Origin of the sequence: Photorhabdus luminescens subsp. luminescens (assembly GCF_001083805.1) — a bacterium.
Taxonomy (GTDB): Bacteria; Pseudomonadota; Gammaproteobacteria; order Enterobacterales; family Enterobacteriaceae; genus Photorhabdus; species Photorhabdus luminescens.
In genome coordinates, this window is record NZ_JXSK01000006.1 from 215,452 (window position 1) to 240,004 (window position 24,553).

Consider the following 24,553-nt stretch of genomic DNA (forward strand, 5'->3'; position numbering starts at 1 on the left):
TCAGCCAATGGATAAGGCAATTGAGACAATATGACAGAAAAACTTCATGTTCCTGTAGAAGCCAAGGATATTCCGACCAGTATCTCTTTCCGTAGCGAGTTATTCAGTGCGAATACCGAGTGTTTACGTCATACCCATCCATTCGGGCAACTTATTTATGTTGTTTGTGGTGTCATGGCAATGAATGCTGGAGGACAACATTTCTTAGCTCCCCCGCAATTCTGTGTCTGGATACCGGAAGGAATAGAGCATTCGGGGTATAGTAGAAAAGCAATGAGATTCAGGGCAATAGATATTTCTCCTGAATGGGGGAAATTATTGCCGAATACTCCTTGTATTATCCGGCTTAGCTCCATATTCAATGCGATTATGACTGACTGTTTTGAACGTAAATTGAGAATACCAGAAACAGAACAGGATTTACGGTTAGCTCAAGTGTTAATTGATCAGCTAATTCAATCCTCTGTTCAGCATACCTATTTGCCTTCATCTAAAGATAAACTTTTGGCGCCGATATTACAGGAACTTGAGAGTAATCCGGCGGATAATACGCCATTAGCGCAATGGGCAAAACAGCGTTATACCTCGGAGCGTACTTTGTCACGGCGTTGCCAGCAAGAATTGGGAATGTCATTTAGTGAGTGGCGGCAGCGGTTACGGTTTTTACATGCTATCTCTTTGCTGGAGCAGGGAAAATCCGTTAATGAAGTTGCCTTTGATGTGGGTTATAGCTCATCTTCTGCGTTTATCGCTATGTTCCAGCAATTGGCAGGTACGACACCGGAGCGTTTCAGGAAAAGTTAATAACAAAAGAAGCCGTTATTATGGGTTTTGTTATGATTAAATGGCAGAATAGTTCGCTGCGTCTGTTTTAATGCCACAGGATGGATTAAGTGAAGATTCTGGTTGATGAAAATATGCCTTATGCTGATCAACTATTTCAGCAATTGGGGGATGTGCAAGCTATTCCGGGGCGTCCGGTACCGGAAGGTGTATTGGATCATGCTGATGCCTTTATGGTTCGTTCAGTAACTAAAGTTAATGAAGAATTGCTGAAAGGCAGCGCGGTAAAATTTATCGGTACGGCAACGGCGGGGATGGACCATGTGGATCAGTCGTGGTTATCTCAGGCTGGAATCGGGTTTTCAGCGGCGCCGGGATGTAATGCCATTGCTGTGGTTGAATATGTTTTCTCTGCGTTAATGTTGTTGGCTGAACGTGATAATTTTGAGCTTAAGGATAAAGTGGTCGGAATCGTCGGTGTCGGTAATGTCGGCAGTAGACTGGCGCAACGGTTAGCTACTCTTGGTGTGCGGACACTCTTATGTGATCCACCAAGAGCTGCCAGAGGGGATGCCGGCGAATTTTGGCCACTGGAAAAATTAGTCAAAGAGGCGGATATTCTGACATTCCACACGCCATTGAATAAATCAGGCCCATATAAAACACATCATTTAGTGGATGCTGAATTATTGTCGGCGTTGCCGGATAATCGCATATTGATTAATGCCAGCCGCGGTGAAGTTGTTGATAATCAAGCATTGCTTACCGAGTTGAAGCGCGGCAAGAAACTTCGTGTTGTTCTGGATGTTTGGGAGCCGGAGCCTGATTTATCTCTGCCATTACTGGAATTGGTTGATATTGGTACGCCACATATCGCAGGTTATACCCTCGAAGGTAAAGCGCGTGGTACCACACAGGTATTTGAAGCTTACTGTGAATTCCTCGGTCAACCCCATACAGTGGCTCTATCTGATCTATTGCCGGAGCCGGATTTCAGCCGGGTTACCCTGCATGGGAATGTGACTCAAAGCACACTGAAGCGGTTGATGCATTTAGTGTATGATGTGCGCCGCGATGATACCCCATTACGGCAAGTCGCCGGTCAAAAAGGGCAATTTGATTATCTGCGTAGAAACTATTTAGAACGCCGAGAATGGTCATCTCTGACGGTATGTTGTGATAACAAAAAGAGCGCTGAGTTGCTAGCCGCTCTTGGTTTCAGTATAGAACTGATTTAATTCGTGCGGAAATATGTCTGCATGTCAAAAAGATAGATGGAGAAAACCAACATGTCAGAAGGTTGGAATATTGCCCTGTTGGGTGCGACAGGGGCAGTAGGTGAAGCGATATTGGCGTTATTACAAGAGCGTCAGTTTCCCGTTGGTGAATTGTATCCTCTCGCCAGTGAGCGCAGTGCCGGTGAAAGTCTGCGTTTTAATGGTAAAAATTTTGTTGTTGGCGATGCGGCTGATTTTGACTGGTCGCAAGTACAACTCGCTTTTTTCGTGGCTGGATTGGAAGCCACGGCACGATATGTTGAAAAAGCGACAGAAGAAGGTTGCTTGGTGATTGATAGCAGTGGGTTGTTTGCTATGGAACCAGATGTACCTTTGGTTGTTCCAGGAGTGAATCCTCATGCTCTGGCGGATTATCGTAACCGAAATATTATTGCCTTAGCAGACAGTATGACCAGTCAGGTACTGACAGCCATTAAGCCGCTGGTGGATGTTGCAGGAATGGCACGTTTGCATTTGACTAATCTGTTCTCTGTTTCTGTTCACGGCAAAGAGGCAGTTGATGAATTAGCGGGGCAGAGCGCTCGTTTACTTAATGGCATCCCACCGGAGCCGGGGCGTTTTAGTAAACAACTGGCATTTAATCTTTTGCCGTTGCCAACAGATGTTGAAGGTTCTGTGCATGAAGAGCGTCGTCTTGTGGACCAAGTACGCAAAATTTTGCAGGATGAGGGACTACCCATTTCAGTGAGTTGTGTTCAGTCTTCCGTTTTTTATGGTAATGCTCAGGTAGTCCATTTGGAAACATTGCGTCCGGTTGGGGTGGAAGAAGCTCGAGAAGAATTAGAGCGGATGGTTGATATTAACGTTGCAGACGAAGGCGATTATCCGACTCCAGTGACAGAAGCATCGGGTAATGATGCGCTGAGTATTGGTTGTCTGCGCCATGATTATGGTATGCCGGAAGTATTACAATTTTGGTCTGTGGCCGATAACATCCGGTTTGGTGGGGCGTTAATGGCGGTTGAGACAGCGGAAAAATTGATTCAGGAGCAATTTTACTGATGTTCGGTACAGAACAAACAGAATCTGTGCCGGGTTCAAAAATGAAAATTGCCTTGGGAATTGAGTACGATGGCAGCCGATATTATGGCTGGCAACGTCAGCAAGAAGTGAAAAGTGTTCAAGGATGCCTTGAGGAAGCATTATCAAAAGTCGCTGATGAACCCATATCGGTATTTTGTGCTGGTCGAACCGATGCTGGCGTACATGCAACAGGGCAAGTTGTGCATTTTGCAACGTCTGTTCAGCGCAAGGATGCCGCATGGACAATGGGTGTGAACGTACACTTACCGCCGGATATTGCTGTTCGTTGGGTAAAAACCGTAGATGAGAGCTTCCATGCCCGTTTTAGTGCAACTGCCCGGCGATACCGTTACATTATTTTTAATCATCGTTATCGTCCGGCAGTGTTGGCCAATGGCGTGACCCATTTTCACTATCCATTGGATGAAAAGCGGATGCATCGAGCAGCGCAATGTTTGTTGGGGGAAAATGATTTTACCTCTTTCCGTGCGGTTCAATGCCAATCTAAAACACCTTGGCGTAATATGATGCATATTAATGTCAACCGTTTTGGGCATTACGTTGTCATAGATATTAAAGCCAATGCTTTTGTACATCATATGGTGCGTAATATTGCTGGTAGCCTGATGGAAATTGGTTGTGGGAATCAGGATATTAATTGGATGGCCCAGTTGCTTGCTTTAAAGGATCGGACGAAAGCTGCTGCGACGGCAAAAGCGGCAGGGTTGTATCTGGTTGCTGTTGATTATCCAGAGCAATTTGATTTACCTGGCGCTGTTATGGGACCTCTGTTTTTGGCAGATGATCTGATTTAACATTTTTAGTTGCCGACACGGATGTTTGGGCATAGCGGGGAATATTATGGAGTTTATGACTCATTTTGTTGATTTTGCTAAATTTATTATTGATTTTATTCTTCATATTGACATTCATTTAGCCGAATTGGTCGCACAATATGGTAATTGGGTATATGGCATTCTATTTCTGATTTTATTTTGTGAAACAGGGTTAGTGATTACTCCGTTTCTGCCGGGGGATTCGCTGTTATTTGTTGCTGGCGCTTTAGCGGCTTTGGGCTCAAATGATCTGAATGTACATCTCATGGTGGTATTGATGATCATTGCGGCTGTTATTGGTGATGCGGTGAACTATGCTATTGGTCGCATCTTTGGCGAAAGGTTATTTACTAATCCAAATTCAAAAATTTTCCGCCGCAGTTATTTAGATAAAACACATGAGTTTTATGAAAAACATGGTGGGAAGGCAATTATTTTGGCGCGATTTGTGCCGATTATCAGAACATTTGCACCATTTGTTGCAGGCATGGGGAAAATGTCTTATCGTCATTTCGCTGCTTATAACGTGATTGGCGCACTAGTTTGGGTGCTGTTATTCACCTATTCTGGTTATATATTCGGTGATATGCCAATGGTACAACAGAATTTGAAACTGTTGATTGTCGCTATCATCTTTATCTCAATCCTGCCCGGAGTGATTGAAATCTGGCGTCATCGTCGTACAGTGATGAAGCAGAAGACTGATAACCGGTAACAGGTTTGAGCAGTTTTTTATCCACACTGTAATAGCATTGTGGTTTAATGGCATACATAACAAAACTGGCATAAGCCAGATTCAGACGGAAAGATCATTCAATGAGCTGGATTGAAAAAATTCTTAATAAAAGCAACATTACCCAAACTCGTAAAGCGAATATCCCAGAAGGAGTTTGGACGAAATGTGATAGTTGCAGTCAGGTGCTCTACCGTGCTGAGCTAGAGCGCAATCTTGAAGTTTGTCCTAAATGTGATCATCACATGCGTATTTCGGCGCGTACCCGATTGGCTACATTTCTTGATGAAGGAACAACGACGGAATTCGGGGAGGAATTAGAGCCAAAAGATATTCTTAAATTCCGCGATTCTAAAAAGTATAAAGATCGTATATCAGCGGCGCAGAAGCAAACCCAAGAGAAAGATGCGCTGGTCGTGATGAAAGGTACCCTGAGTGGTATGCCAGTTGTTGTTGCTGCTTTTGAATTTGCATTCATGGGCGGTTCTATGGCTTCGGTTGTCGGCGCCCGTTTTGTCCGTGCTGTAGAGCAAGCATTGGCAGACAATTGCCCTCTGATTTGTTTTTCTGCCAGTGGCGGCGCTCGTATGCAAGAGGCATTGATGTCACTGATGCAGATGGCGAAAACCAGTGCTGCTTTAGCAAAAATGCAAGAGCGCGGTTTGCCTTATATCTCTGTCATGACCGATCCGACAATGGGTGGTGTTTCTGCAAGTTTGGCGATGTTGGGTGATATCAATATTGCTGAACCAAAGGCATTGATTGGTTTTGCCGGGCCACGAGTTATTGAGCAGACGGTTCGTGAAAAATTACCGTCTGGTTTCCAGCGTAGTGAGTTTTTGCTGGAAAAGGGGGCGATTGACATGATTGTTCGTCGTCCTGAAATGCGTGACACACTTGCCAGTTTACTTTCTAAACTGACTCATCAGTCGCAGCCAGGTACTAAGCCGATTGTCGCTGAATTTGTGGCAGAACCTGCTGATGTTGAGGCGGATATTCAAATAAATACTAATAAAGAAGATGTCTGATATTTTACAAATTCCTCAAGCCACGTCGCCATTGATGACGTGGCTTTCCTATCTTGGAAACCTGCATACCAAGACCATTGATATGGGGCTTGAGCGTGTGGGAAAACTTGCCCGAACTTTGGAATTGGTTAACCCGGCGCCTAAGGTGATAACTGTATCCGGTACTAATGGCAAAGGAACCACTTGTTGCACGATAGAATCTATTCTGTTGGCGGCCGGGCTGAGAGTGGGGGTTTACAGCTCTCCACATCTTGTACGTTATACCGAAAGAGTTCGTATTCAGGGGAAAGAGTTACCTGAACAGGAATTCTGCCGTGTATTTGCGGATATTGAATCTCGTCGCGGTGATATTTCACTAACTTATTTTGAATATGGCACATTAGCGGCTTTGCAACTGTTTAAACAAGCTTGTCTGGATGTGGTCATCTTAGAAGTAGGCTTGGGAGGGCGGCTGGATGCGACAAATATTGTGGACGCCGATATTGCCGCTATTACCAGTATTGCCATTGATCATATTGATTGGTTGGGGTCAGACCGCGAACATATTGGTCGAGAGAAAGCGGGGATTTTCCGTAAAGATCATTTTGCCGTAGTGGGTGAGCCAGATATGCCATCTTCTGTTGCGGAAGTTGCGGGCGAATTAGGAGCCAAGTTATTCCGCTGTGGCATTGATTGGCGTTTCTCTCAACAGGATAAAAACTGGCGCTGGCAATCTGATGATAGGCTATTTAGCAACCTACCTTTACCAAATGTTCCTCTGATGAATGCCGCGACGGCAATGGGTGTTATTTGTTGCCTGTTACGACAAGACGATAAAGTCAGTCGGGCTATTAATGAGAGCGCCATCCATCAAGGGTTGCAAAGTGCACAGTTGCCTGGGCGTTTCCAGATAGTTCGTGAAAATCCATTATTGATCTTGGACGTGGCGCATAATCCTCATGCGGCGGCGTATCTGGTACAGAAACTGGCCCAATTGTCCCGTCAGCCGGGTAGTAGAGTCCTTGGCATCGTGGGTATGTTAGGTGATAAAGATATTGCCGGTACACTGACTTGCCTGTCACAGCAAATAAATGAGTGGTATTGCGCTCCGTTGACTGAATTTCGTGGCGCCGATGCGCAGACACTGGCTCAGTATCTTGAACAACCTCGGTTATTTACTGATGTGGAAAGTGCCTGGCATCAGGCGATGGCTGATGCTAATGAGCAAGATATTGTTGTCGTTTGTGGTTCATTCCACACAGTAGCGCATGTTATGGAGGCTCTGGACAGGGAGAAAGGAAGTGGCAAGTAGATTTCAGAATCGTTTGGTTGGTACCATTGTCTTGGTAGCATTGGGTGTCATTGTGCTGCCTGTGTTGTTAGACGGCAATAAGAAATATAACGAAGATAAATTTGCATCAATTCCTCTGGTTCCAAAGCCAGGGGATGAGCAAGAAATTGAATCTATACCTCCTCTTAATCCACCAATATTATCAGTGCCTCTGGAAGATGAGACAGAGGCATTGCAGCCAGAAACACTGGAGCAGCCGGAAATACCATTGGTTGCCACTCCTCAGCTCGCGCCGATAGTCCCTCCTGCTGTTCAGCCAGAAGTGAAGCCCCAACCACAGATTAAGCCTGAACCAAAACCAGATACTAAGCCGCCAGCGTCGGCGCTTAAACCTAAACCAGACATTAAGCCAGAGCCGAAACCTGAAGTTAAGCCGGTTGAAACAGCCCCGCAAGGGCAGGCTTATATCGTACAACTGGGTGCTTTGAAAAATGCTGGAAAGGTAGATGAAATCGTTGCCAGATTACGTTTGTCTGGTTATCAGGTTTATACAATTCCATCATCTCCGGTTCAGGGTCAATTAACGAGAATATATGTTGGCCCGAATGCTTCTAAGCAACAACTTGACTCGGTATTATCAGAATTGAAAAGTTTGACTGGATTACAAGGGCAGGTAAGGAGCTACAGACCGTAATAGTTATATACCCTATGGATTTCAAGATGCATCGCGACGGCAAGGGAGTGAATCCCCGGGAGCATAGCGAACTATGTGACGAATAGGGCAACTGTCATGAAGAAGTAAATATTAAGTAACTGCGGCGATGATGACTCAAATTCGTCGCCCAATTATTTTCAGTAGGATAGGAAATCTTGCTACGCAAACGTTTTCGTTTTCTGTTAGAATGCACTTGAAACGGATGCCGAGGTGTCTATTTTGGAATTAAAACATGGTTTGGATTGATTACGTTATTATCGCCATTATTGGCTTCTCGGCATTAGTTAGCCTGATTCGTGGGTTTATTCGTGAGGCATTATCACTGGTCACTTGGGGATGTGCTTTCTTTGTGGCAAGCCATTTCTATACTTACTTAGCGGTCTATTTCACCCGTTTTGAAGATGAATTGGTGCGTAACGGGATCGCTATTGCGCTGCTGTTTATTGCTACTTTGATTGTCGGTTCTGTGGTGAACTATGTGATAGGTTCTCTTGTGCAACGGACTGGATTGTCAGGTACTGATCGCGTACTGGGGGTCTGCTTTGGGGCATTGCGTGGTGTGTTGATTGTCGCGGCTATTCTGTTTTTTCTGGATACATTTACACCATTAGCTCGAAGTGAGGATTGGAAACAATCACAATTGATCCCACAGTTCAGTCATATCATTAGGTGGTTCTTTGACTACCTGCAAAATGCGTCAAGTTTCTTGCCGGAGAAATATACCTCTCCGTTTGGCTGATGAGGAAAAACTACATGTGCGGTATTGTTGGTATCGTCGGTTTTACACCGGTTAACCAGTCGATTTATGATGCGTTGACGGTGCTTCAGCACCGTGGGCAAGATGCTGCGGGCATTGCCACTATTGATGGTAACAATGGGTTTCGTTTACGTAAAGCCAATGGCTTAGTGAGAGATGTGTTTGAAGCCCGGCATATGCTGCGTTTACAGGGAACGATCGGGATTGGTCATGTTCGCTACCCGACAGCGGGCAGTTCCAGTGCATCGGAGGCTCAACCGTTTTATGTGAACTCTCCATTTGGTATTACACTGACACACAATGGTAATTTGACAAATGCTCATGAGTTGAAGAAAAAGCTGTTTGAGAATGCCCGTCGCCATGTGAATACCACGTCAGATTCTGAGATTTTGCTCAATGTTTTTGCTAGTGAACTGGATTGCTTCCAGCATTATCCATTGGAGCCTGACAATATTTTTGCGGCAGTAGCGGCAATGCATAAACAGGTGAGCGGCGCCTATGCCTGTATTGCGATGATTATCGGTCATGGATTAGTGGCTTTCCGTGATCCGCATGGTATTCGTCCGTTGGTTTTAGGTAAGCGTACTTTGGATGATGGCCGCAATGAGTATATGGTCGCTTCTGAAAGCGTCGCATTGGATACGCTAGGCTTTGAATTCCTGCGGGATGTCGCATCAGGTGAAGCGATTTATATCACTGAACAAGGCCAATTATTTACTCGTCAGTGTGCTGAAAATCCTTCTTTAACTCCTTGTTTGTTTGAATTTGTCTATTTGGCGCGCCCAGACTCCTTTATTGATAAAATTTCGGTTTATAACGCCCGCATACGGATGGGGCATAAACTAGGGGCGAAAATTGCCCGTGAATGGGAAGATTTGCATATTGATGTGGTGATTCCAATCCCCGAAACATCTTGCGATGTCGCGCTAGAAATTGCCCGCATACTCGGTAAACCCTATCGTCAGGGGTTTGTGAAAAACCGTTATGTCGGCCGGACATTTATCATGCCTGGGCAACAGGAACGCCGGAAATCAGTCCGCCGTAAACTGAATGCCAATCGAGCAGAATTCCGTGATAAAAATGTGCTATTGGTGGACGATTCTATCGTGCGCGGCACAACGTCAGAACAGATTGTTGATATGGCTCGTGAAGCGGGCGCGAAGAAAGTTTATCTTGCTTCGGCAGCACCGGAAGTGCGTTTCCCGAATGTTTATGGCATCGATATGCCCAATGCAAATGAACTGATTGCTCATGGGCGTGAAGTGGATGAAATTCGCCAACTCATTGGTGCAGATGCATTGATATTTCAGGATTTAACCGATCTGATCGACGCGGTTCGTGAAGAAAACCCGGATGTTGACGGGTTTGAGAGTTCAGTATTCAATGGCGTTTATGTGACTAAAGACGTTGACCAGACTTATCTCTATTATCTGGAGAATCTGCGTAAAGACGATGAAGAAAAACTGAATAACCAGAATGAAATCGAAAATCTGGATATCTATAATGAAGGTTGATGACCTTCGGGTTTAGGTTGTTGTTCAGTGTTTGGCATGAGGAAAAAATGAAAAGATTGATAGTAGGGCTTACAGGAGCAAGTGGGGCCATTTATGGTATAAGGCTACTGCAAGTTTTACAACCAGTTGAAGGGGTGGAAACACATCTGGTTATCAGTCATTCCGCTCGCCAGACACTGGCGCTTGAAACGGACTATAGTTTACGGGATGTGCAGGCGCTGGCTGATGTTGTGTATGACAACAGAGATATTGCCGCTGCCATCTCTTCCGGTTCATTTAAAACTTTGGGCATGGTAATTTTGCCATGCTCAATGAAAACCCTTTCAGGTATTGTTCACAGTTATACTGATGGATTAGTGACCAGAGCGGCAGATGTCGTATTGAAAGAAAGCCGTAAATTAGTGCTTGGAGTGAGAGAAACGCCGTTGCATTTGGGGCATCTTAGGCTGATGACTCAAGCGGCAGAAATTGGCGCGGTGATCATGCCGCCTGTGCCTGCATTTTATCATCAGCCCCAACAGATTCAGGATATTATTGACCAGACGGTTAACCGAGTGCTTGATCAGTTTGATATCGAGCTGCCTCATGATCTATTTACCCGCTGGCAAGGGGCTAAAAGCGTTGAGATTTAGGGCTTAATAGATCTTCAAGCGCCTCTTTTAGCTGAAAATAGCGGAAGCCAAAACCTGCTTGTTCCAAGTTATGCGGTATGGCCTGTTGTCCGCCTAGTACCAGTGCGGAAGCTTCTCCCATCAGTAATTTCAGCACAAAAGCAGGCGTTCGAATAATGGTAGGGCGATGCAATACTTCTCCCAATGTTGCGGCAAATTGATCATTATGTACGGGATAAGGGGCAGTCATATTAAAAGGACCACTCAAGTCAGGCGTCATTAACAGGTAATAGATGCCATTCACCATATCATCAATATGAATCCAGGGCAGATACTGTTTTCCGCTCCCCATAGGGCCACCAAGCCCAAGGCGGAACAAGGGCAGCATTTTTTTCAGCGCGCCGCCGTTTTTTGCTAGTACAACACCAGTGCGTAAAAGACAAACACGGGTTTTATCACTGGCAGCCTGTAATGCAAGTTGTTCCCACTGCTTACAGAGCTGATGAGTAAATTCATCATGGGGTGGCTCATGCTCTGTAACGACTGTTTGATTTTGATCCCCGTAATAGCCCACCGCAGAGCCGGAAATAAAGACTTCTGGTGGTGTCTGGCTGGCATTAATGAGCTTGCTGAGTTGTTCTGTTAATGTCCAGCGACTCTGGCACAGCTTCTCTTTTTGCGTTGAAGTCCATAGTTTGTTTGCTATGGGTTCGCCAGCAAGATTGATGACGGCATCAAAATCATTGAGATCGGTTTTATCTTTCAGGCTGGTCCAGCATTCAGCTTGATTGCTGAATAGAGAATAAACTTTTTGGGGTGAGCGGCTTAGAAGAGTAATGGAATGGGATAGGGAAAGAAGTTGGCAAACCAGACGGCTACCAATCAAACCTGTTCCTCCAGTGATTAAAATACGCATGGCCACTCCTATAACCTAAGTTGTTGATATAAGAACTATAGCATATTGCAGAGATATAAGGGCTGGTGGTTAAAGATATCGCTATCTGTCAGCTTGATCAAGTTTCGCGGGGAAATAATTACCCCGCAGACAGGTATTTAGGCTTTGCTATAAGCAATTTGAGTGGCGGGGCGTTGACTAATAGTATCAAACCATTTTTGCACTGCCGGATAATCATTCAGATCAATATTCTGACGTTCATAGGCACGAACCCACGGATAAGTAGAGATATCCGCAATACTGTATTCCTGACCGCCCAGATAAGTTGTTTTTTCCAATTGAGTATTCAGGACTTGATACAAGCGCTTTGTCTCTGCCTGATAACGATTAATTGCGTAAGGGACTTTCTCCGGCGCGAAGTGATTAAAATGGTGATTTTGCCCTAGCATTGGGCCAAAGCCGCCAATCTGCCAAAACAGCCATTGTAGGCTTTGGATACGCTCACGCATATCTGTGCTGAGGAACTTGCCCGTTTTTTCTGCCAGATAAGTAAGAATGGTGCCAGATTCAAAAATAGCGATAGGTTTGCCGCCATCGATTGGTTGCTGATCAACAATAGCGGGAATCTTATTATTAGGCGAAATGGCGAGAAATTCAGGTTTGAATTGATCCCCGGCGCCAATATCAATTCGGTAAAGATTATAGGGAAGGCCAGCTTCTTCCAGGAATAGTGTAATTTTATGGCCGTTTGGCGTTGGAGCATAATACAGATCGATCATGGAACCTCCAGTGGAACACGTAATTGCATCACACATTATCATTAATTTGTGCAGTGTGTAAGGTATGTTGATACCCTTCTTAGCGGAGACTGGCGGTGTTGATTTGTTAACGCAATAGAGCCTGAATAATGATCTTCCTGAACAGTACGACAGGAAGATCTGGTAAAGAGATGGTCAGTTTTTCTTCTGGAGATGATAAAGAGTACTTATCTGGAGCTTGTTTTTATACTGCCATCGGCGTTAACTGTTGCCCGACTTCCGCCGTACAAATCTTTCCTGAAAGTAGAGTAATCTGTGTGGACATCATCACGGACTTCTAATTCTGCCAATATTTCCTGGCTGGATACGCTAAATCCTTTGGCATGTATAGGAGAAGAGAAGGGTTCGGTATAGAGATTCAATCCCCATTGAGGCGTTAAACCGTGGTTAGCCGCCCCTAAATTAACTTCAATCATAGAATGATGATTATCATCAACCAGATAACCGGTTGCCAGCCATCGAGTTAGCTCTTTCATTTCCCGCTCCCCACGTTGAATTGACTGATCTGTCGATTCGCCGTTAGTAGGCGTCCCTAAAGCAAGATCATTTTTCAGGCCCGCCCCTAACAATCTGGCCGCAGTAATAAAACGATCTGTGGTGCCGGAAGGCGCAGCGACAGTTGGCAAATTATGTAAAGCCGCATCCTTGGAAAATCCTGTATTTTCTTTCACATTCCAAACAGCAAAACCGTTGCCTCGTTGTACGATAATGTTTTCCTTAGCTAATTCTTGATGTGCTTTGACAGGTTCTGACCGACCAAATTGATAGTCAGTTCTGTCCAGTCGATTGCGGGGATTTAAACTGGCAAATGCCAATTCCCGACTGGTCAGACGATCATTGGCTTTAAGTGAAGCGGCAGTTGACCAGACGTTATCCTTATCAGGAGCTGATGCTCTGAAATCACCCTGAACCTCTGTAAGGCTATTGCCAGCCAGAGCAGGATTACTGATAACTTCTTGTCCTTTTATCTGTTTAGTCACCTGATATAATTCGGGGTTTTCAGAGGCGTTAAATTTATTTTCATTTTTGAAAGTGTAGAGTGCCAATTGATCTGGTAAGGGCTTTTCCTTAGTGGAGCCGCGGGCTGGCGCAAAGTTTTTACTTTCCAGATAACCAATATCAATTATATCCTTGAATTCTGATTTCAATTCAGATGATGAATAGATCTTCTCCAGAGTATCCCGGAAATAAGCAGAGTTGGTGAGATCATAGTAAGCAGTGGCTTTTTCCCTCAATGTTAGCGGCTCTGTACCTGCTCTATCCGGTCTGGCGCCATTCTGCCGTGCTTCGCTAATGATTCGAGTAAATCCACCTGCGCCAAGCTGGCCGACAATACTAAAACCGGGTTTATCACCGGTATAGGCATTTAGCATTTTAGTGATTGCGGTTAACTCATTACCCTCCGCCCGAACAAAAAGTTTCACCAGATTGGATAAGAGAGAATCAACGGTTTTATGGGCGGCGGTGCTTTCGCTGGCTAAGCGGGAAATATTAGCTTCAATTTGTTTGTTGGTCACGACGGATTTTTCATTCCATTGTGTGATAACCGAGGTCGGTGCGGTAAGTGGATTATCAATGGTATTATTTAATAATGGCTCGCAGCAATGGCAAGTTTTATCTGTTGCAGTTGGTTGATGCAATTCAGTTTGATGAATATCGATTCTGGTGTTAGCTCTATTTATTGAAAAATCCGGCATATTTTTTCTCCATTATTTTATTGTTTTTTCTGCTGTAAGTCCGTTGAATTTACGGTTTAAGAAAACAGGTCAAACAAAAATATCGTGGGCCGAAGTGGAAGTGGTAGGTTCATTTTCTGGAAAAGGAAGTTCAGCTCTTATTTTTTGCAGGTTTCCCAGAATATTAGCCAAGTCAGTAGCATCGATTCGTTCTATATCTTGTAATAAACAGAGACGAATAGTTTGCGTTGGCTGATGTAATGCGAGCCATGCTCCTCCCAGTATATTTATATTACTGTTTAATGAGAGCCAAAATTCTGCATCGCTATTCACAAACGAAGCCACCGTATGATGGAAAGTCAGCATTGATCCTGTTGAATCCACTTCTAACCACCAGGGACCATGATCACCAATGTTCAATTGCACTGCGCCAGTGGAAAGATTCAACATAATGTTGGTTTGAGCGGCAAAATCTGCGCATAATTTTTCTAACTTGGGCATCAATAAATCTCATCAAAAAAATTAACAGTAAAATATTGTCCAAATTATGTGGTCGAAGCGTAGGATCGTCTATCAAAAACAGGCAATGATATTGTAAGAATTAATCAGATAGATGGGTTCTTGGTAGGACGTCAACATACGGTAACGGTTGGTTTTTTATGAAGAATCTGGTGAATTCGGTGATGATTTCCGAGTCCTTGTAGATTGAGGAGGTAGTTCGAACATATTGTGTTGATAACTATGTGACTGGGGTGAGTGAAAGCAGCCAACAAAGCAGCAGCTTGAAAGATGAAGGGTATAACTTATTTAAAGCTGAAACGTTTAATATGACCGGGATAATGATCTGCATATTCTTGAAATAATATTTAAATGAAAATAGATTATAAATTATTGACATAATATTTATGTCAATAATAAATTGTCGGTATATTATCACTTGATCTTTTTCGCCATTTTGGTTGAGCATAGATGGGATATTTTTATTATTTAATTCATTGAAAATAAAATTTAATGATTAATCATGATAGTTAGTAAGGATAATGCTTTCCTCATGTAAATCAAACCATTATTTCTTGTGTTTTGTGGTGATAATAATTCTGTGTCAGGTTAATAAGTTTGTGTTTTTTATTTTTTGTGGATTTATTATTTGTGAAATTAAATAAATCAATGATCTGCATTGTTATTTGGTTGCCATTTTTTACCTTGTGTTTTTCATAATTATATTCGTTTTGCATTTGTTGAATTTTATTACAATTACAGACTTGAGTGAATGAATTTTCTCTCCCACTATTATTGGTGTATCGACCTAATAATAAGCGTCGAATTAATATTCCAGAATAAAAAAAGGAAAATAATAATTATGAGCGAATTATGCCTGGGCAGCATTATTGATAGCCAAAAAATTACAGAAAATTGGGTGGAGTTTCAATTAGTTGATGAACAAGGTAATCCATTAGTGAATATGCCTTATCGTCTGATAAGTAGCGGGAGGTTTCGAGATGAACGTAAAGGTGTGACGAATAATCAAGGATTGCTTAGGGAAGAAAACTTATCATCTGATGCGGTAACGTTATATATCAGTGCTCAACCATTAGCTGATGAAATGGAACAGCGTCCATTACGGGAAAAACGCAGTATTGGGGCGTCAGTTGTCAAACCAAAAGCAGAAACGGAAGGTCATCAATACCGTTATGTGACGATTGGACAGATAAGTGATGGCTTGCCTGTAATTGATAAATGGATAGAAGAGAAACCGCCACGTTATCATTTCCCGGACCCGATACCGAAAGGTTTTCGTGTTCTCTCAACAAACTGCCGGTATGTTTTGGAAGTATGTCCGTTTCGTGCGTGGGTACTATTGTTACATCATCAGAAAGATTATTCCTTGGTGAATGCTTATAATTTGGCATTAATGGGATTGCTGTCATATTTTGATGATAATGTCGATATAACCGGTTCTATTACTCATTTTTTTAACCGACAAATGCTGGATATATCTCAATTGCCTAGTAAGGTGGAAAAAATAGCGCGTACTCCCATTGTTTATGATGTACCATTTCGTGAACGTTACACTGATGTTGTATTTATTGATTCAAAAGCGGGTGAAAGTGGGATAGGAGATACGGAATTATTTTATGTCGCTAATCAACAGGAAATTATTGTTAGCTGGCGGGGAACGGCGAGTGTCAATGACGCTCTCACTGATATTATGTATCAACCATTAAAATTGGGTTGCGAGCCAGGAGGTGTATGCAGTGGTTTTATTAATAATGGTAAGGTTCATCGGGGTTTTTGGGAGGCATTTAATCTTATTGGTCAATTAAAAGCTCCCGGTTCTGATAAAAATATGTTTGATAAAGTTATTGATTTAGTTAAAAACCGGAACTTATTTGTTTGTGGGCATAGTTTAGGGGGCGCTTTAGGGCTATTGCATAGTGCCCAACTGAAAAAATATGATCCTTGCTTGTATAGTTATGGAATGCCACGGACATTAACCCGTAGTGCGGTAAAAGAATTAGAGGATATTACGCATTACCGACATGTGAATGAAAATGATCTGGTTACCTCTACGCCGCCGGAAAAAGACTTGGATAACTGGCTTTATGATTATTGGGGGCCGTTGGGTTATCTATTTAGTACTATTGAATTATTAGGTTTAACGAAAGGTTACGAAGTTTTCTTACATCATGGGAAAATAGTTCACTTTTATAAAGCTGATCTTATTATTGAAACTTTAAAAGAGAAGGATTTAAATAACTGTATACGGCTTACAGAGGTATTGCCTGTCATGGCGAAATTGTATTTGATTCCGTCATTGAATCATCAAACGGAAGATAATATGAAGCAAGCATTGGAGATTCAAAAAGAGTTTTTCAAACAGATAAGCGATGCTGATAGGGAGAAATGGTTTCCACGTAATGCAAACCCGACCTTAAAATATGCCTTGGGTGTGCCTGACCACCGCATGCTTAGATATATTCATTATATTGGTGATCGAATTGCAGAGCTGTTTGTTTCCGATAAATATTACTTTTATCGTGATCAGAAGAAATTATTTAAAGAAACAATGGATGAAAGGAATGATGTTATTCCTGATATTAGGCAACGTAATACACTGTTTTTGAATATGGATGATCAATTAGAGCTAGCACTTATTGATACTTTGCAAGATAAACGGGGTACTTTGGCTTTAACACGTTATACCAATATTGCTACGCGGATTGAGAAAGAGTTATGATGAAACAGAGGTGAATAAATTAAATATTAAGATTAATAAATAGACATTTATAACCAAATAAATAGAACGCCAGAAAATAATGCCGTCATAATGAGGAATATGGACGGGAGATGGTTAAGATTCTCTTTTCTAATTTTCAGGGTTGATAAGATGAAGCTATCAACCCTGTTATCATTATTAGCGAAAAGGTTGCATGAGTCGTCCGAAACGAATAACTTCATAGAGTCCTTACCGATTTGGTTGTTTTCAGTAGAATAAACATTTTGTAGATTTGCAATTTTCTGCTAATAAAAAAAGGTTTTTGAAGATGGAACAAGAGAATCAAGAGAACGTAGTGAGTGTTGAGTGGATCGATATCGTTAATGAAAATAATGAAGTCATTGCTCAGGCTACGCGTCGGCAAATGCGTGCCCAACGTTTACGACACCGTGCGACTTATATTGTCGTTCACAACGGCATGGGAAAGATTTTGGTTCAACATCGTACAATAACTAAAGATTTTTATCCGGGAAAACTGGACGCGACTGCGGGCGGTGTGGTGTTGACGGGTGAAAATATGCTGGATTCTGCCCGGCGCGAAGCAGAAGAGGAGTTAGGTATTGCCGGTGTGCCTTTTGCAGAACATGGTAGTTTTTATTATGAAGCAGAGGATTGCCGCATTTGTGGCGCATTATTTAGTTGCATCAGTCATGGTCCGTTTGCTTTACAGGAAGCGGAAATTGATGATGTGTGTTGGTTGACACCGGAGGAGATAACCGCCCGTTGCGATGAATTCACCCCTGATTCGTTGAAAGCGCTTTCTCTATGGCTGACACGTAATAACGATTTTGATGAAATTATTATCAATAGGAAAAAATGAGAATAGTCCAATAAAGAATTATCTAAATCAATCTGAGTAAAAATTAATGATGTTGTACATTCTTATTGATGAAGAGCTGGAGGATGGCTGGCGCTATCCTCCAATTAACGTGTCGTAAAATATGCGTATAGTGGTACAAGTACTATTCTATTTAAGTGGCAAATAAATATCCGTTAGTAATTCGTGTGTAGCGACTTCATGTACGAAGTTAAGGTAATGAAAGTACAGTGGGAAATCGCGCAGTTCCTCTCCGCTGGCAGGTAGCCAGTCGCGATACAAATACCGAGCACTCTCCGATAAAGAATCATGTGAACCATAATGGCGAGCTACGGCACAACGGCCACCGGGTATGGTGCCGTTGATCACTCCGAACAGATTATCCTCTTGGATTGGCGCTTCTACTGTGCCGCAAATATCAAAGTGGAAATCTTCTCCTTTTATCGTTGCCGGATCGTGTGGAGCAATACCGTAGGTTTGATTGCTGGTAACTGGCGACAGTCCTGTAGTTTTACGCCATTCGATAAAACGTGCGGCTGTTGCATTGCATCCTCCAATTAGAGAGCACTATGCCTGAATATAAGAAACATTGCCTGACTGATATTGCTGACTTTTGCATTAAGCCGATGTAGGAAACGTTATTTCAAATGAAATTCTAATCGTGTAAGGAAGAAAATAATAGCACATAGCAGGGCAATGAATTTAAAACGCATTAAATAGTAAAAAGAGCATGAAGATTTTAAACCTCTTGATCTTGTTAATAAAAATAACCGGATTCTTTAGGGATAAAAAACTCTACGGGGATATGATTATTAGGTTTGAATAACAGATAGCATTTAAAGAGTCTAAAGAATAAAATTGGGTTTTAATGATGGCTAGTGTTTAAGAAATTAAGTGTTTGGGGAAGAAAAGACTATTTGTTGTTCTATTATTGTGATTTAATGGGTATCCGTTATGATAAAAGCATTTCTCGATATTGGAGTGCCTTATTAGCTGTTGTTATTTGGTTATGAGGGAGCCAATCAATGGGGCTATTTCGTCTTAAATCAATGATAAATTGGGTTTGAGTTAAGCTGAATGTTGTTAGGAATTAGGATTATGTGGGACTAAATCATAGCTATCTGATTCAGCAATGGATGGCAGCCTTTTTATATAACGGCCATCCATTGGAATTTATAATCAGCATTCTAAGGTTCAGGGCTTACAGCGTTCTTTTGGACAGGATCATGGAATGGTTATCGCATTGTTTGAGGATCGTATGAGTCAAAATTAACGAGTTTAGAGGTTTAACATGGTGTGTTCATCAAGACAAAGTTGGCATAATTTAGAGCTAAAAATTAAAGAACTACATGAGATATCATCCAGGCTTAATTTTAGATATCTTTATGATGTTAGAAGCAGCAGTCGTTTCATTTTCGAAATAAATGAACTAATCAGAACGGTTAATTATGAGATAGGTACAAATTGCTTATCTGTTGATGGTGGTATTGCAATCCTGCAAGATGAAATAGATAATCTGAGGAGACAGGAGCTTGACCTGTTAATAAATGATAGCAAGCTATATATGATTGTTCAAAAAGAAAAAAAAGAAAAAGAGCATGAGACAACCAATTTAATTTTGAAACAAGTTGGTTTTGTGAGTGGTGGCTCTCAAATCTTTGCAGGTATTGGCATATGTGTAGCTTCTCTTGGTGCAGCGTGTGCGGGTTTTGGTGTTCCATTGTTGGTGCAAGGAGGAAATAACGTTTATGAGAATGGGTATTATCTGTTATTAAGAAAAGAGGCTTCTGGTCCGGTAAGAAATGTTTATCGTGATGCAGCTAAAACACTGGGTTATAGTGAAGCTGATGGTGATAAAATTTACGGCTACGTAGATCTGGGGGTGTCTGGATATGCAATGGCAAGATCTGTTGTGAGGCCCGGAACTTTTCGTTTATTTAGGTATATAAAAACTGATTACATCAGAGGGTGGCAGGAGATGGGGAAAATACCTTTGCTTGCTGAACTTTTCGGTGATGGTGTGACTGGATTCAGTATTTATTCGATTTCTAAAGGTGAGAAAAATGAACGATGATGTGACGTTATCCTATTATAATGTCTTTTTTGTAATTATTTATTACGCAATATCTATTTTCGTGCTTATTGTACTGTTTAAGCTGAGGGGATATGTAAGGGGCTATATTCGAGAGGTGTTTTTTACTGTTATTGTTGTGGTTGTTAGTACTGCTCAATATAGTATTTGTGTAAATGGTGGTGTGCTGGTATATATATTACCACATTATTTTAGTATTTACGATTATGATTCAATTAAGTATGGTGCTTGGGTTTTTGTATTTTTATATCCTTGTCTTCTTATTATGGATAAACCCTATAGTGAGGAAAGGAAAAGCAGAAACAATGGTGAAGAAAATGAGTGATAGTATGACATTATCCAATTATAATATCTTTTTTGTAATTATTTATTACGCAATATCTATTTTCGTGCTTATTGTACTGTTTAAGCTGAGGGGATATGTAAGGGGTTATATTAGAGCGGTACTTTTTACTGTTATTTTTGTGGTTGTTAATACTGTACAGCATAATATTGCTGTAAATGGTGGTGTACTGGTATATATATTTCCACATTATTTTAATATTTATGATTATAGCTCAATCCGGTTTGGTGCTTTGTTTTTTGCAATTGCATATTCTTGTCTTCTTACTATGGGTAAACCTTATAGTGAAGAAAAAGAAAAAGAAAAAGAAAAAGAAAAAGAAAAGGATTAATATTTATTTAATGGATTACAGAGTGAAATTTATTTTCAAGTTTATCTAAATTCTTGGAAGATAAAGTTTGTTGTAATCGTTTTGTAGGTCAATACATTCATTTTGCAAATGGCAATATATGTCTGCCTTATGGTAATTGATTCGGGCCAATAATCGCACTATAGGCGAGTGTTTAATCAATACGTGCGCATATTCAGAGTGAACGGTAACTACAAAATGTAGGAAAGGATTGCTTGCTAGACGGTGATAAAATTGTTGTCTACAGCCAACAAAATGTTGGTGGTCTCCAAATATAGGGCTATAATCTGACCTAAATTTAGATCTATATGTGACTATGTTAAATGGAGGTGTTTATATGTTACAGAAGGTTATGTGTGGTTACACCATACCCATAAGCAAGTTCAAATCCAATCCTAGTGCGGCTTTGGCGGAAGCCCAAGGGGATGCTATTGCTGTCTCATCAAACAATCAGATCCAGTTCTATGCTGTGCCTGCACATATGTATGAAGAGATTATTAATTTTGTTGAGTTTGCTCAGCGAGGGACAACTGAGTTAAAAAACATTCCAGCTAATTTTACTGGTGAAGATTTGGATATGAATCAGATTGCTACCAAGATGGCAACGAAATTCAAACATGGCTCCACTGGAGACTACGAAGAATGGTCATAAAAAGCATACAAATTTTTTCTAAGAAAGGGCAAGGAAAGCCACTAGTGATCTGTGAGTTTGATGAACAAGGAGTATTTTCAGTTACCGGCAACTTTCATCTTAATGAACGTGAGATGAAAAAAGTTGCAGATAAAATGGTGGAGTCGCTGACCAAGAAAAAGGGAATTTAACGGTGGTAAGGATATTTACATACAGCGATTTGAAAGATGTTTTGGGCGAACAAAAAACCAAAGCCTTGGTTGATGACTTCAAAGCCTACAAAGAAGGAAAAGGTTTGCCCATTACCTTTGGTCGGGATGTTCCCTATAAGTTCACGAATAACCGTTCTTACCTTGAGTTGCAACACTTGCATTATAGAGAAAGTGGTTTTTCACTCAAGCTGGTGCAATTTAGACGAACGAGTAATTATGTTTTAGTTTACTGTTTTGGGTTCTTTGACCCAAGTATCTATTTGTTAATTGCGATTATTAAGCACTGGAATCACAATGAACCTAATGACATAGTGGGAACTGACAGAGACATTGAGTTAATGAACGAGCTTGAAAAGATTGCTGAACGCTTCAGGGAAAAATTTTAATTTTGTTGAGCTTCAAGCTTGATTCTCTATTAGGATTTATTTTTGATTGATTTTACTGATACACCAGATGGAAGCAATGTTGCTCTTGGTTATGAGATATTAAGAGTGATACGGGGATAGAATCCCCGGGCAGGGTATTCTGTCCCGGGTAATTTAATTATTTAAACGATGTTGTATTTTATCGTTATATTGAAACGTTTTATTTATTTTATTTCTGGCATCACACCAATAAACGATCTCTTTTTCCTTGGTTCAGACATCAGAAAGTCAAGTTGTTCAACACATTTCAGATAATGAGGAGTTTGTTTGTGTGCGTAAGCCGCTTTTTCATCAACATAGGCTTCATAAATATAAAAGCGGGTAGGGATATTTTCATCCCGTAATACATCAAAACGTAAATTGCCTTCTTCTTTAATTGATCCCAGATGATTAAGGCGAAAAACTTCAATAAATTCATCTAATTTATCTTGCTTCACATTAATTTCAACCAGAGTTACGTGCATTTTGATCCTCCTTATTGTTTTTCACTTAAAAATAACTCGTAAGCTTTGCTGGCATTCTCATTCTGGTGTACGACGGCTTGAACTGCTTTTAACATGGCAACCGGTGCTTCGGATTGGAATATATTACGTCCCATATCAACACCGGCAGCCCCTTGATCAATTGCCTGATAACACATTTCCAGCGCCTCTTTTTCTGGCAGCTTTTTACCACCGGCAATGACAATAGGAACCGGGCATCCACTGGCAATACGCTCAAAGCCTGTATCGACATAGTAAGTTTTAATAATTTGCGCGCCCATTTCGGCCGCGATGCGCGTCGCCAGAGAAAAATAACGTTGATCCCGAACCATATCTTTCCCAACGCCGGTGACTGCCATCGTCGGCATACCGTAACGCATTCCCTGATCGACTAATTTGATAATATTCTTAATTGACTGATGCTCATATTCAGAGCCGATATAAACCTGAGCGGCTACTGCACAGACATTCAGGCGTAAAGCATCTTCCATCGCAACCGCGACCGCCTCATTGGATAGCTCTGTCAGAATCGAGTTGGCGCCGGAAGCACGCAAGACCACAGGTTTGTTGGTCGCGGGTGGAACCTGGCTACGCAGAATACCGCGGGTACACATTAAGACATCGGTATGGGGAAACAGTGGAGCGATATTGATATCGATGCGTTCAAGCCCGGTTGTTGGCCCCTGAAAATAACCGTGGTCGAAAGCCAACATAACCGTTCGATTAGTTTTAGGATTAAAAATGCGTGAAAGTCGTGATTGCATTCCCCAATCCAGTGCGCCGCAACCTTTCAGTTCGAACAGGCTGTTCTTTTGCGGGATATCAATACCAAAATCTTTACCGTCTTTAATATCATCTAAATCTGCCATTTTTCTTCTCCTAACTCACTTACATTGGGCCAGCAACCATGCGTGGCAGAATTGCTGGGCCGTAGTATTAGAAATTGTATTGATTGATATTGTCTTTGGTGAAAATGACCCGTTCAGGCAGAACAACAATACCGTTTCCTTTGGCTTCATAGCGGTAACCCTGAACGCGGTTTGGTACAACTTCAACAATGCCAATATCGGGAATATCCAATTTATCGCCGACATTTAAATCACCTTTCTTGAGTAATTCATTGGCGATATAAATTGATATTTTGCCTTGGTTGACGACATCCCATAGCCCGAATTGCTTGACAGTTCCGCGTTCAACATAAGGGCGCATGACATTGGGGGTACTGAAACCCACAATTGCAACATTTTGTCGTTTCAGATTTTCTGCCGCTTGTGCCGCGGCTGGCAGGGCGTTGGCATCCGGGGCAATAATGGCGTCCAGATCACTCCAGGCTTTTAAGATCCCTTCTGCGGTTTGTAAGGATTTGGTTGCATCGTTATAGCCAAACTGAGTCGTGACAATTTCCCAATCTGGATGTTCCGCCGCAATTTTATCTTTGGCTTCTTTTACCCATTGGTTTTGGTCAGTTACCGTTGGGCTGGAGTAGAAAAACGCGACTTTGGCTTGCTTTTTTTGCACCTGATTGGCGGCCATATCCACCAGCATTCCGCCCAGTTGGTCTGGTGTTCCTTGGTTAATATAAATTGAACGGCATTCCGGCGAAGTGTCTGAATCCCAGGTTAGAATTTTCACTCCCCGTTTCATGGCCCGTTTTAACGCGGGACATAGGCCATCCGGTGAAACCGCAGAGACCACAATAGCGTTATAGCCTTGGTTTACGAAGTTGTTGATAAGTTGGACTTGGCCGGCAACACTGGGTTCTGTTGGCCCATCATAGGTAACATTGACGCCTAAGGCTTTCCCGGCGGCTACGGCACCTTGGCCGCCACTGGTAAAAAAGCCGACACCGACCAGTTTAGGGATAAAAGCGATTCTTTCGGCGGCGTGTACCCAAGAGGCGCAAGCCAGGCTTAGTAGGCTAATTAGAGCCAGTTTTTTCAGGATTAATGTTTTCATTACTCTCTCCAT

26 protein-coding genes and 1 pseudogene are annotated in these 24,553 nt (G+C 42.0%); 19 read left to right on the forward strand and 8 right to left on the reverse strand.

Going from position 1 to position 24,553, the window contains the following annotated elements:
- Positions 1 to 30: 30 nt before the first annotated feature.
- The 11 genes from TI10_RS15515 (at position 31) to TI10_RS15565 (ending at position 10,589) form a co-directional block, all read left to right on the forward strand.
- Positions 31 to 804 (forward strand): AraC family transcriptional regulator, encoded by a 774-nt coding sequence (locus TI10_RS15515; RefSeq protein WP_049584321.1) that lies wholly within the window; start codon positions 31 to 33, stop codon positions 802 to 804.
- An 89-nt stretch (positions 805 to 893) separates the two neighbouring features.
- On the forward strand, positions 894 to 2,021 hold the full coding sequence (gene pdxB / locus TI10_RS15520) for a 4-phosphoerythronate dehydrogenase PdxB (RefSeq protein ID WP_049584322.1): 1,128 nt from the start codon (positions 894 to 896) through the stop codon (positions 2,019 to 2,021).
- A gap of 51 nt (positions 2,022 to 2,072) precedes the next feature.
- On the forward strand, positions 2,073 to 3,083 hold the full coding sequence (locus tag TI10_RS15525; RefSeq protein ID WP_049584323.1) for an aspartate-semialdehyde dehydrogenase: 1,011 nt from the start codon (positions 2,073 to 2,075) through the stop codon (positions 3,081 to 3,083).
- 41 nt (positions 3,084 to 3,124) lie between these two features.
- The gene (gene truA / locus TI10_RS15530) at positions 3,125 to 3,919 is read left to right on the forward strand and encodes a tRNA pseudouridine(38-40) synthase TruA (RefSeq protein WP_175445367.1); all 795 of its coding nucleotides are present in this window, start codon (positions 3,125 to 3,127) and stop codon (positions 3,917 to 3,919) included.
- A gap of 46 nt (positions 3,920 to 3,965) precedes the next feature.
- Positions 3,966 to 4,655, forward strand: a complete 690-nt coding sequence (locus TI10_RS15535) for a DedA family protein (RefSeq protein WP_049584325.1) — start codon at positions 3,966 to 3,968, stop codon at positions 4,653 to 4,655.
- Between the two features lie 101 nt (positions 4,656 to 4,756).
- Positions 4,757 to 5,701, forward strand: a complete 945-nt coding sequence (gene accD, locus TI10_RS15540; protein ID WP_049584326.1) for an acetyl-CoA carboxylase, carboxyltransferase subunit beta — start codon at positions 4,757 to 4,759, stop codon at positions 5,699 to 5,701.
- Positions 5,694 to 6,992, forward strand: a complete 1,299-nt coding sequence (gene folC / locus TI10_RS15545; RefSeq protein ID WP_049584327.1) for a bifunctional tetrahydrofolate synthase/dihydrofolate synthase — start codon at positions 5,694 to 5,696, stop codon at positions 6,990 to 6,992. Before accD ends, folC begins: the two co-directional genes overlap by 8 nt.
- Complete coding sequence (dedD, locus tag TI10_RS15550) at positions 6,982 to 7,665, forward strand: cell division protein DedD (protein ID WP_049584328.1); 684 nt, start codon at positions 6,982 to 6,984, stop codon at positions 7,663 to 7,665. Before folC ends, dedD begins: the two co-directional genes overlap by 11 nt.
- Positions 7,666 to 7,918: 253 nt before the next feature.
- The gene (gene cvpA, locus TI10_RS15555) at positions 7,919 to 8,425 is read left to right on the forward strand and encodes a colicin V production protein (RefSeq protein ID WP_036778783.1); all 507 of its coding nucleotides are present in this window, start codon (positions 7,919 to 7,921) and stop codon (positions 8,423 to 8,425) included.
- A gap of 14 nt (positions 8,426 to 8,439) precedes the next feature.
- Positions 8,440 to 9,957: an amidophosphoribosyltransferase gene (gene purF / locus TI10_RS15560; RefSeq protein WP_049584329.1), complete on the forward strand. Its 1,518-nt coding sequence runs from the start codon at positions 8,440 to 8,442 to the stop codon at positions 9,955 to 9,957.
- 47 nt (positions 9,958 to 10,004) lie between these two features.
- Positions 10,005 to 10,589 carry a UbiX family flavin prenyltransferase gene (locus TI10_RS15565; protein ID WP_049584382.1) on the forward strand — a complete coding sequence of 195 codons (585 nt, stop codon included), beginning with the start codon at positions 10,005 to 10,007 and terminating at the stop codon, positions 10,587 to 10,589.
- On the opposite strand, the gene TI10_RS15570 is transcribed toward TI10_RS15565, so the two are convergent.
- The 4 genes from TI10_RS15570 to TI10_RS15585 all read right to left on the reverse strand — a co-directional run bounded on the left by TI10_RS15570 (position 10,570) and on the right by TI10_RS15585 (position 14,458).
- Positions 10,570 to 11,484, reverse strand: coding sequence for a TIGR01777 family oxidoreductase (locus tag TI10_RS15570; RefSeq protein WP_049584330.1), 915 nt, complete (start codon positions 11,482 to 11,484; stop codon positions 10,570 to 10,572). The two genes, TI10_RS15565 and TI10_RS15570, sit on opposite strands and share 20 nt — an antisense overlap.
- A 137-nt stretch (positions 11,485 to 11,621) precedes the next feature.
- A complete protein-coding gene (gene yfcG, locus TI10_RS15575) occupies positions 11,622 to 12,242 on the reverse strand; it encodes a GSH-dependent disulfide bond oxidoreductase (RefSeq protein ID WP_049584331.1) in 621 nt (206 codons plus the stop codon).
- A gap of 206 nt (positions 12,243 to 12,448) precedes the next feature.
- A complete protein-coding gene (locus tag TI10_RS15580; RefSeq protein ID WP_053093457.1) occupies positions 12,449 to 13,978 on the reverse strand; it encodes a hypothetical protein in 1,530 nt (509 codons plus the stop codon).
- Between the two features lie 69 nt (positions 13,979 to 14,047).
- Positions 14,048 to 14,458 (reverse strand): type III secretion system chaperone, encoded by a 411-nt coding sequence (locus tag TI10_RS15585; RefSeq protein ID WP_049584332.1) that lies wholly within the window; start codon positions 14,456 to 14,458, stop codon positions 14,048 to 14,050.
- An 859-nt stretch (positions 14,459 to 15,317) separates the two neighbouring features.
- On the opposite strand from TI10_RS15585, the gene TI10_RS15590 reads away from it, so the two are divergent.
- Together TI10_RS15590 and yfcD are read left to right on the forward strand one after the other, a co-directional pair.
- Complete coding sequence (locus TI10_RS15590; RefSeq protein WP_049584333.1) at positions 15,318 to 17,195, forward strand: lipase family protein; 1,878 nt, start codon at positions 15,318 to 15,320, stop codon at positions 17,193 to 17,195.
- Between the two features lie 307 nt (positions 17,196 to 17,502).
- Entirely contained in the window at positions 17,503 to 18,054 is a 552-nt protein-coding gene (yfcD, locus tag TI10_RS15595) for an NUDIX hydrolase YfcD (RefSeq protein ID WP_049584334.1), read from the forward strand.
- 147 nt (positions 18,055 to 18,201) lie between these two features.
- Here yfcD and TI10_RS24030 read toward each other — a convergent pair.
- A pseudogene (locus TI10_RS24030) lies at positions 18,202 to 18,597 on the reverse strand (AraC family transcriptional regulator); the annotation flags it as partial.
- A 745-nt stretch (positions 18,598 to 19,342) separates the two neighbouring features.
- On the opposite strand from TI10_RS24030, the gene TI10_RS24035 reads away from it, so the two are divergent.
- The 6 genes from TI10_RS24035 (at position 19,343) to TI10_RS15630 (ending at position 22,064) form a co-directional block, all read left to right on the forward strand.
- Positions 19,343 to 20,125, forward strand: a complete 783-nt coding sequence (locus tag TI10_RS24035) for a DUF4225 domain-containing protein (RefSeq protein WP_074525072.1) — start codon at positions 19,343 to 19,345, stop codon at positions 20,123 to 20,125.
- Positions 20,115 to 20,468 (forward strand): hypothetical protein, encoded by a 354-nt coding sequence (locus TI10_RS15610; RefSeq protein ID WP_049584336.1) that lies wholly within the window; start codon positions 20,115 to 20,117, stop codon positions 20,466 to 20,468. Before TI10_RS24035 ends, TI10_RS15610 begins: the two co-directional genes overlap by 11 nt.
- Entirely contained in the window at positions 20,461 to 20,817 is a 357-nt protein-coding gene (locus tag TI10_RS15615; RefSeq protein WP_049584337.1) for a hypothetical protein, read from the forward strand. Before TI10_RS15610 ends, TI10_RS15615 begins: the two co-directional genes overlap by 8 nt.
- 355 nt (positions 20,818 to 21,172) lie before the next feature.
- Positions 21,173 to 21,487: an antitoxin of toxin-antitoxin stability system gene (locus TI10_RS15620; protein ID WP_049584338.1), complete on the forward strand. Its 315-nt coding sequence runs from the start codon at positions 21,173 to 21,175 to the stop codon at positions 21,485 to 21,487.
- Positions 21,478 to 21,657: a hypothetical protein gene (locus TI10_RS15625; protein WP_049584339.1), complete on the forward strand. Its 180-nt coding sequence runs from the start codon at positions 21,478 to 21,480 to the stop codon at positions 21,655 to 21,657. The genes TI10_RS15620 and TI10_RS15625 overlap by 10 nt, the downstream gene beginning before the upstream one ends.
- 2 nt (positions 21,658 to 21,659) lie before the next feature.
- The gene (locus TI10_RS15630; protein WP_049584340.1) at positions 21,660 to 22,064 is read left to right on the forward strand and encodes a type II toxin-antitoxin system YafO family toxin; all 405 of its coding nucleotides are present in this window, start codon (positions 21,660 to 21,662) and stop codon (positions 22,062 to 22,064) included.
- Positions 22,065 to 22,267: 203 nt separating this feature from the next.
- Here TI10_RS15630 and lsrG read toward each other — a convergent pair whose 3' ends face one another.
- From lsrG to lsrB, 3 genes are all read right to left on the reverse strand, one after another.
- Positions 22,268 to 22,567: a (4S)-4-hydroxy-5-phosphonooxypentane-2,3-dione isomerase gene (lsrG, locus tag TI10_RS15635; protein WP_049584341.1), complete on the reverse strand. Its 300-nt coding sequence runs from the start codon at positions 22,565 to 22,567 to the stop codon at positions 22,268 to 22,270.
- 11 nt (positions 22,568 to 22,578) lie between these two features.
- The gene (gene lsrF / locus TI10_RS15640) at positions 22,579 to 23,454 is read right to left on the reverse strand and encodes a 3-hydroxy-5-phosphonooxypentane-2,4-dione thiolase (RefSeq protein WP_011147358.1); all 876 of its coding nucleotides are present in this window, start codon (positions 23,452 to 23,454) and stop codon (positions 22,579 to 22,581) included.
- Positions 23,455 to 23,521: 67 nt separating this feature from the next.
- A complete protein-coding gene (gene lsrB, locus TI10_RS15645; RefSeq protein ID WP_049584342.1) occupies positions 23,522 to 24,541 on the reverse strand; it encodes an autoinducer 2 ABC transporter substrate-binding protein LsrB in 1,020 nt (339 codons plus the stop codon).
- Positions 24,542 to 24,553 lie beyond the last annotated feature (12 nt).

Bases quoted from the DNA above. Each gene is read 5' to 3' on its own strand.
- TI10_RS15515 (WP_049584321.1), top strand. From the start codon at position 31: ATGACAGAAAAACTTCATGTTCCTGTAGAAGCCAAGGATATTCCGACC.
- TI10_RS15525 (WP_049584323.1), top strand. From the start codon at position 2,073: ATGTCAGAAGGTTGGAATATTGCCCTGTTGGGTGCGACAGGGGCAGTA.
- truA (WP_175445367.1), top strand. From the start codon at position 3,125: ATGAAAATTGCCTTGGGAATTGAGTACGATGGCAGCCGATATTATGGC.
- TI10_RS15535 (WP_049584325.1), top strand. From the start codon at position 3,966: ATGGAGTTTATGACTCATTTTGTTGATTTTGCTAAATTTATTATTGAT.
- accD (WP_049584326.1), top strand. From the start codon at position 4,757: ATGAGCTGGATTGAAAAAATTCTTAATAAAAGCAACATTACCCAAACT.
- folC (WP_049584327.1), top strand. From the start codon at position 5,694: ATGTCTGATATTTTACAAATTCCTCAAGCCACGTCGCCATTGATGACG.
- cvpA (WP_036778783.1), top strand. From the start codon at position 7,919: ATGGTTTGGATTGATTACGTTATTATCGCCATTATTGGCTTCTCGGCA.
- purF (WP_049584329.1), top strand. From the start codon at position 8,440: ATGTGCGGTATTGTTGGTATCGTCGGTTTTACACCGGTTAACCAGTCG.
- TI10_RS15565 (WP_049584382.1), top strand. From the start codon at position 10,005: ATGAAAAGATTGATAGTAGGGCTTACAGGAGCAAGTGGGGCCATTTAT.
- TI10_RS15570 (WP_049584330.1), bottom strand. From the start codon at position 11,484: ATGCGTATTTTAATCACTGGAGGAACAGGTTTGATTGGTAGCCGTCTG.
- yfcG (WP_049584331.1), bottom strand. From the start codon at position 12,242: ATGATCGATCTGTATTATGCTCCAACGCCAAACGGCCATAAAATTACA.
- TI10_RS15580 (WP_053093457.1), bottom strand. From the start codon at position 13,978: ATGCCGGATTTTTCAATAAATAGAGCTAACACCAGAATCGATATTCAT.
- TI10_RS15585 (WP_049584332.1), bottom strand. From the start codon at position 14,458: ATGCCCAAGTTAGAAAAATTATGCGCAGATTTTGCCGCTCAAACCAAC.
- TI10_RS15590 (WP_049584333.1), top strand. From the start codon at position 15,318: ATGAGCGAATTATGCCTGGGCAGCATTATTGATAGCCAAAAAATTACA.
- yfcD (WP_049584334.1), top strand. From the start codon at position 17,503: ATGGAACAAGAGAATCAAGAGAACGTAGTGAGTGTTGAGTGGATCGAT.
- TI10_RS24035 (WP_074525072.1), top strand. From the start codon at position 19,343: ATGGTGTGTTCATCAAGACAAAGTTGGCATAATTTAGAGCTAAAAATT.
- TI10_RS15610 (WP_049584336.1), top strand. From the start codon at position 20,115: ATGAACGATGATGTGACGTTATCCTATTATAATGTCTTTTTTGTAATT.
- TI10_RS15615 (WP_049584337.1), top strand. From the start codon at position 20,461: ATGAGTGATAGTATGACATTATCCAATTATAATATCTTTTTTGTAATT.
- TI10_RS15620 (WP_049584338.1), top strand. From the start codon at position 21,173: ATGTTACAGAAGGTTATGTGTGGTTACACCATACCCATAAGCAAGTTC.
- TI10_RS15625 (WP_049584339.1), top strand. From the start codon at position 21,478: ATGGTCATAAAAAGCATACAAATTTTTTCTAAGAAAGGGCAAGGAAAG.
- lsrG (WP_049584341.1), bottom strand. From the start codon at position 22,567: ATGCACGTAACTCTGGTTGAAATTAATGTGAAGCAAGATAAATTAGAT.
- lsrF (WP_011147358.1), bottom strand. From the start codon at position 23,454: ATGGCAGATTTAGATGATATTAAAGACGGTAAAGATTTTGGTATTGAT.
- lsrB (WP_049584342.1), bottom strand. From the start codon at position 24,541: ATGAAAACATTAATCCTGAAAAAACTGGCTCTAATTAGCCTACTAAGC.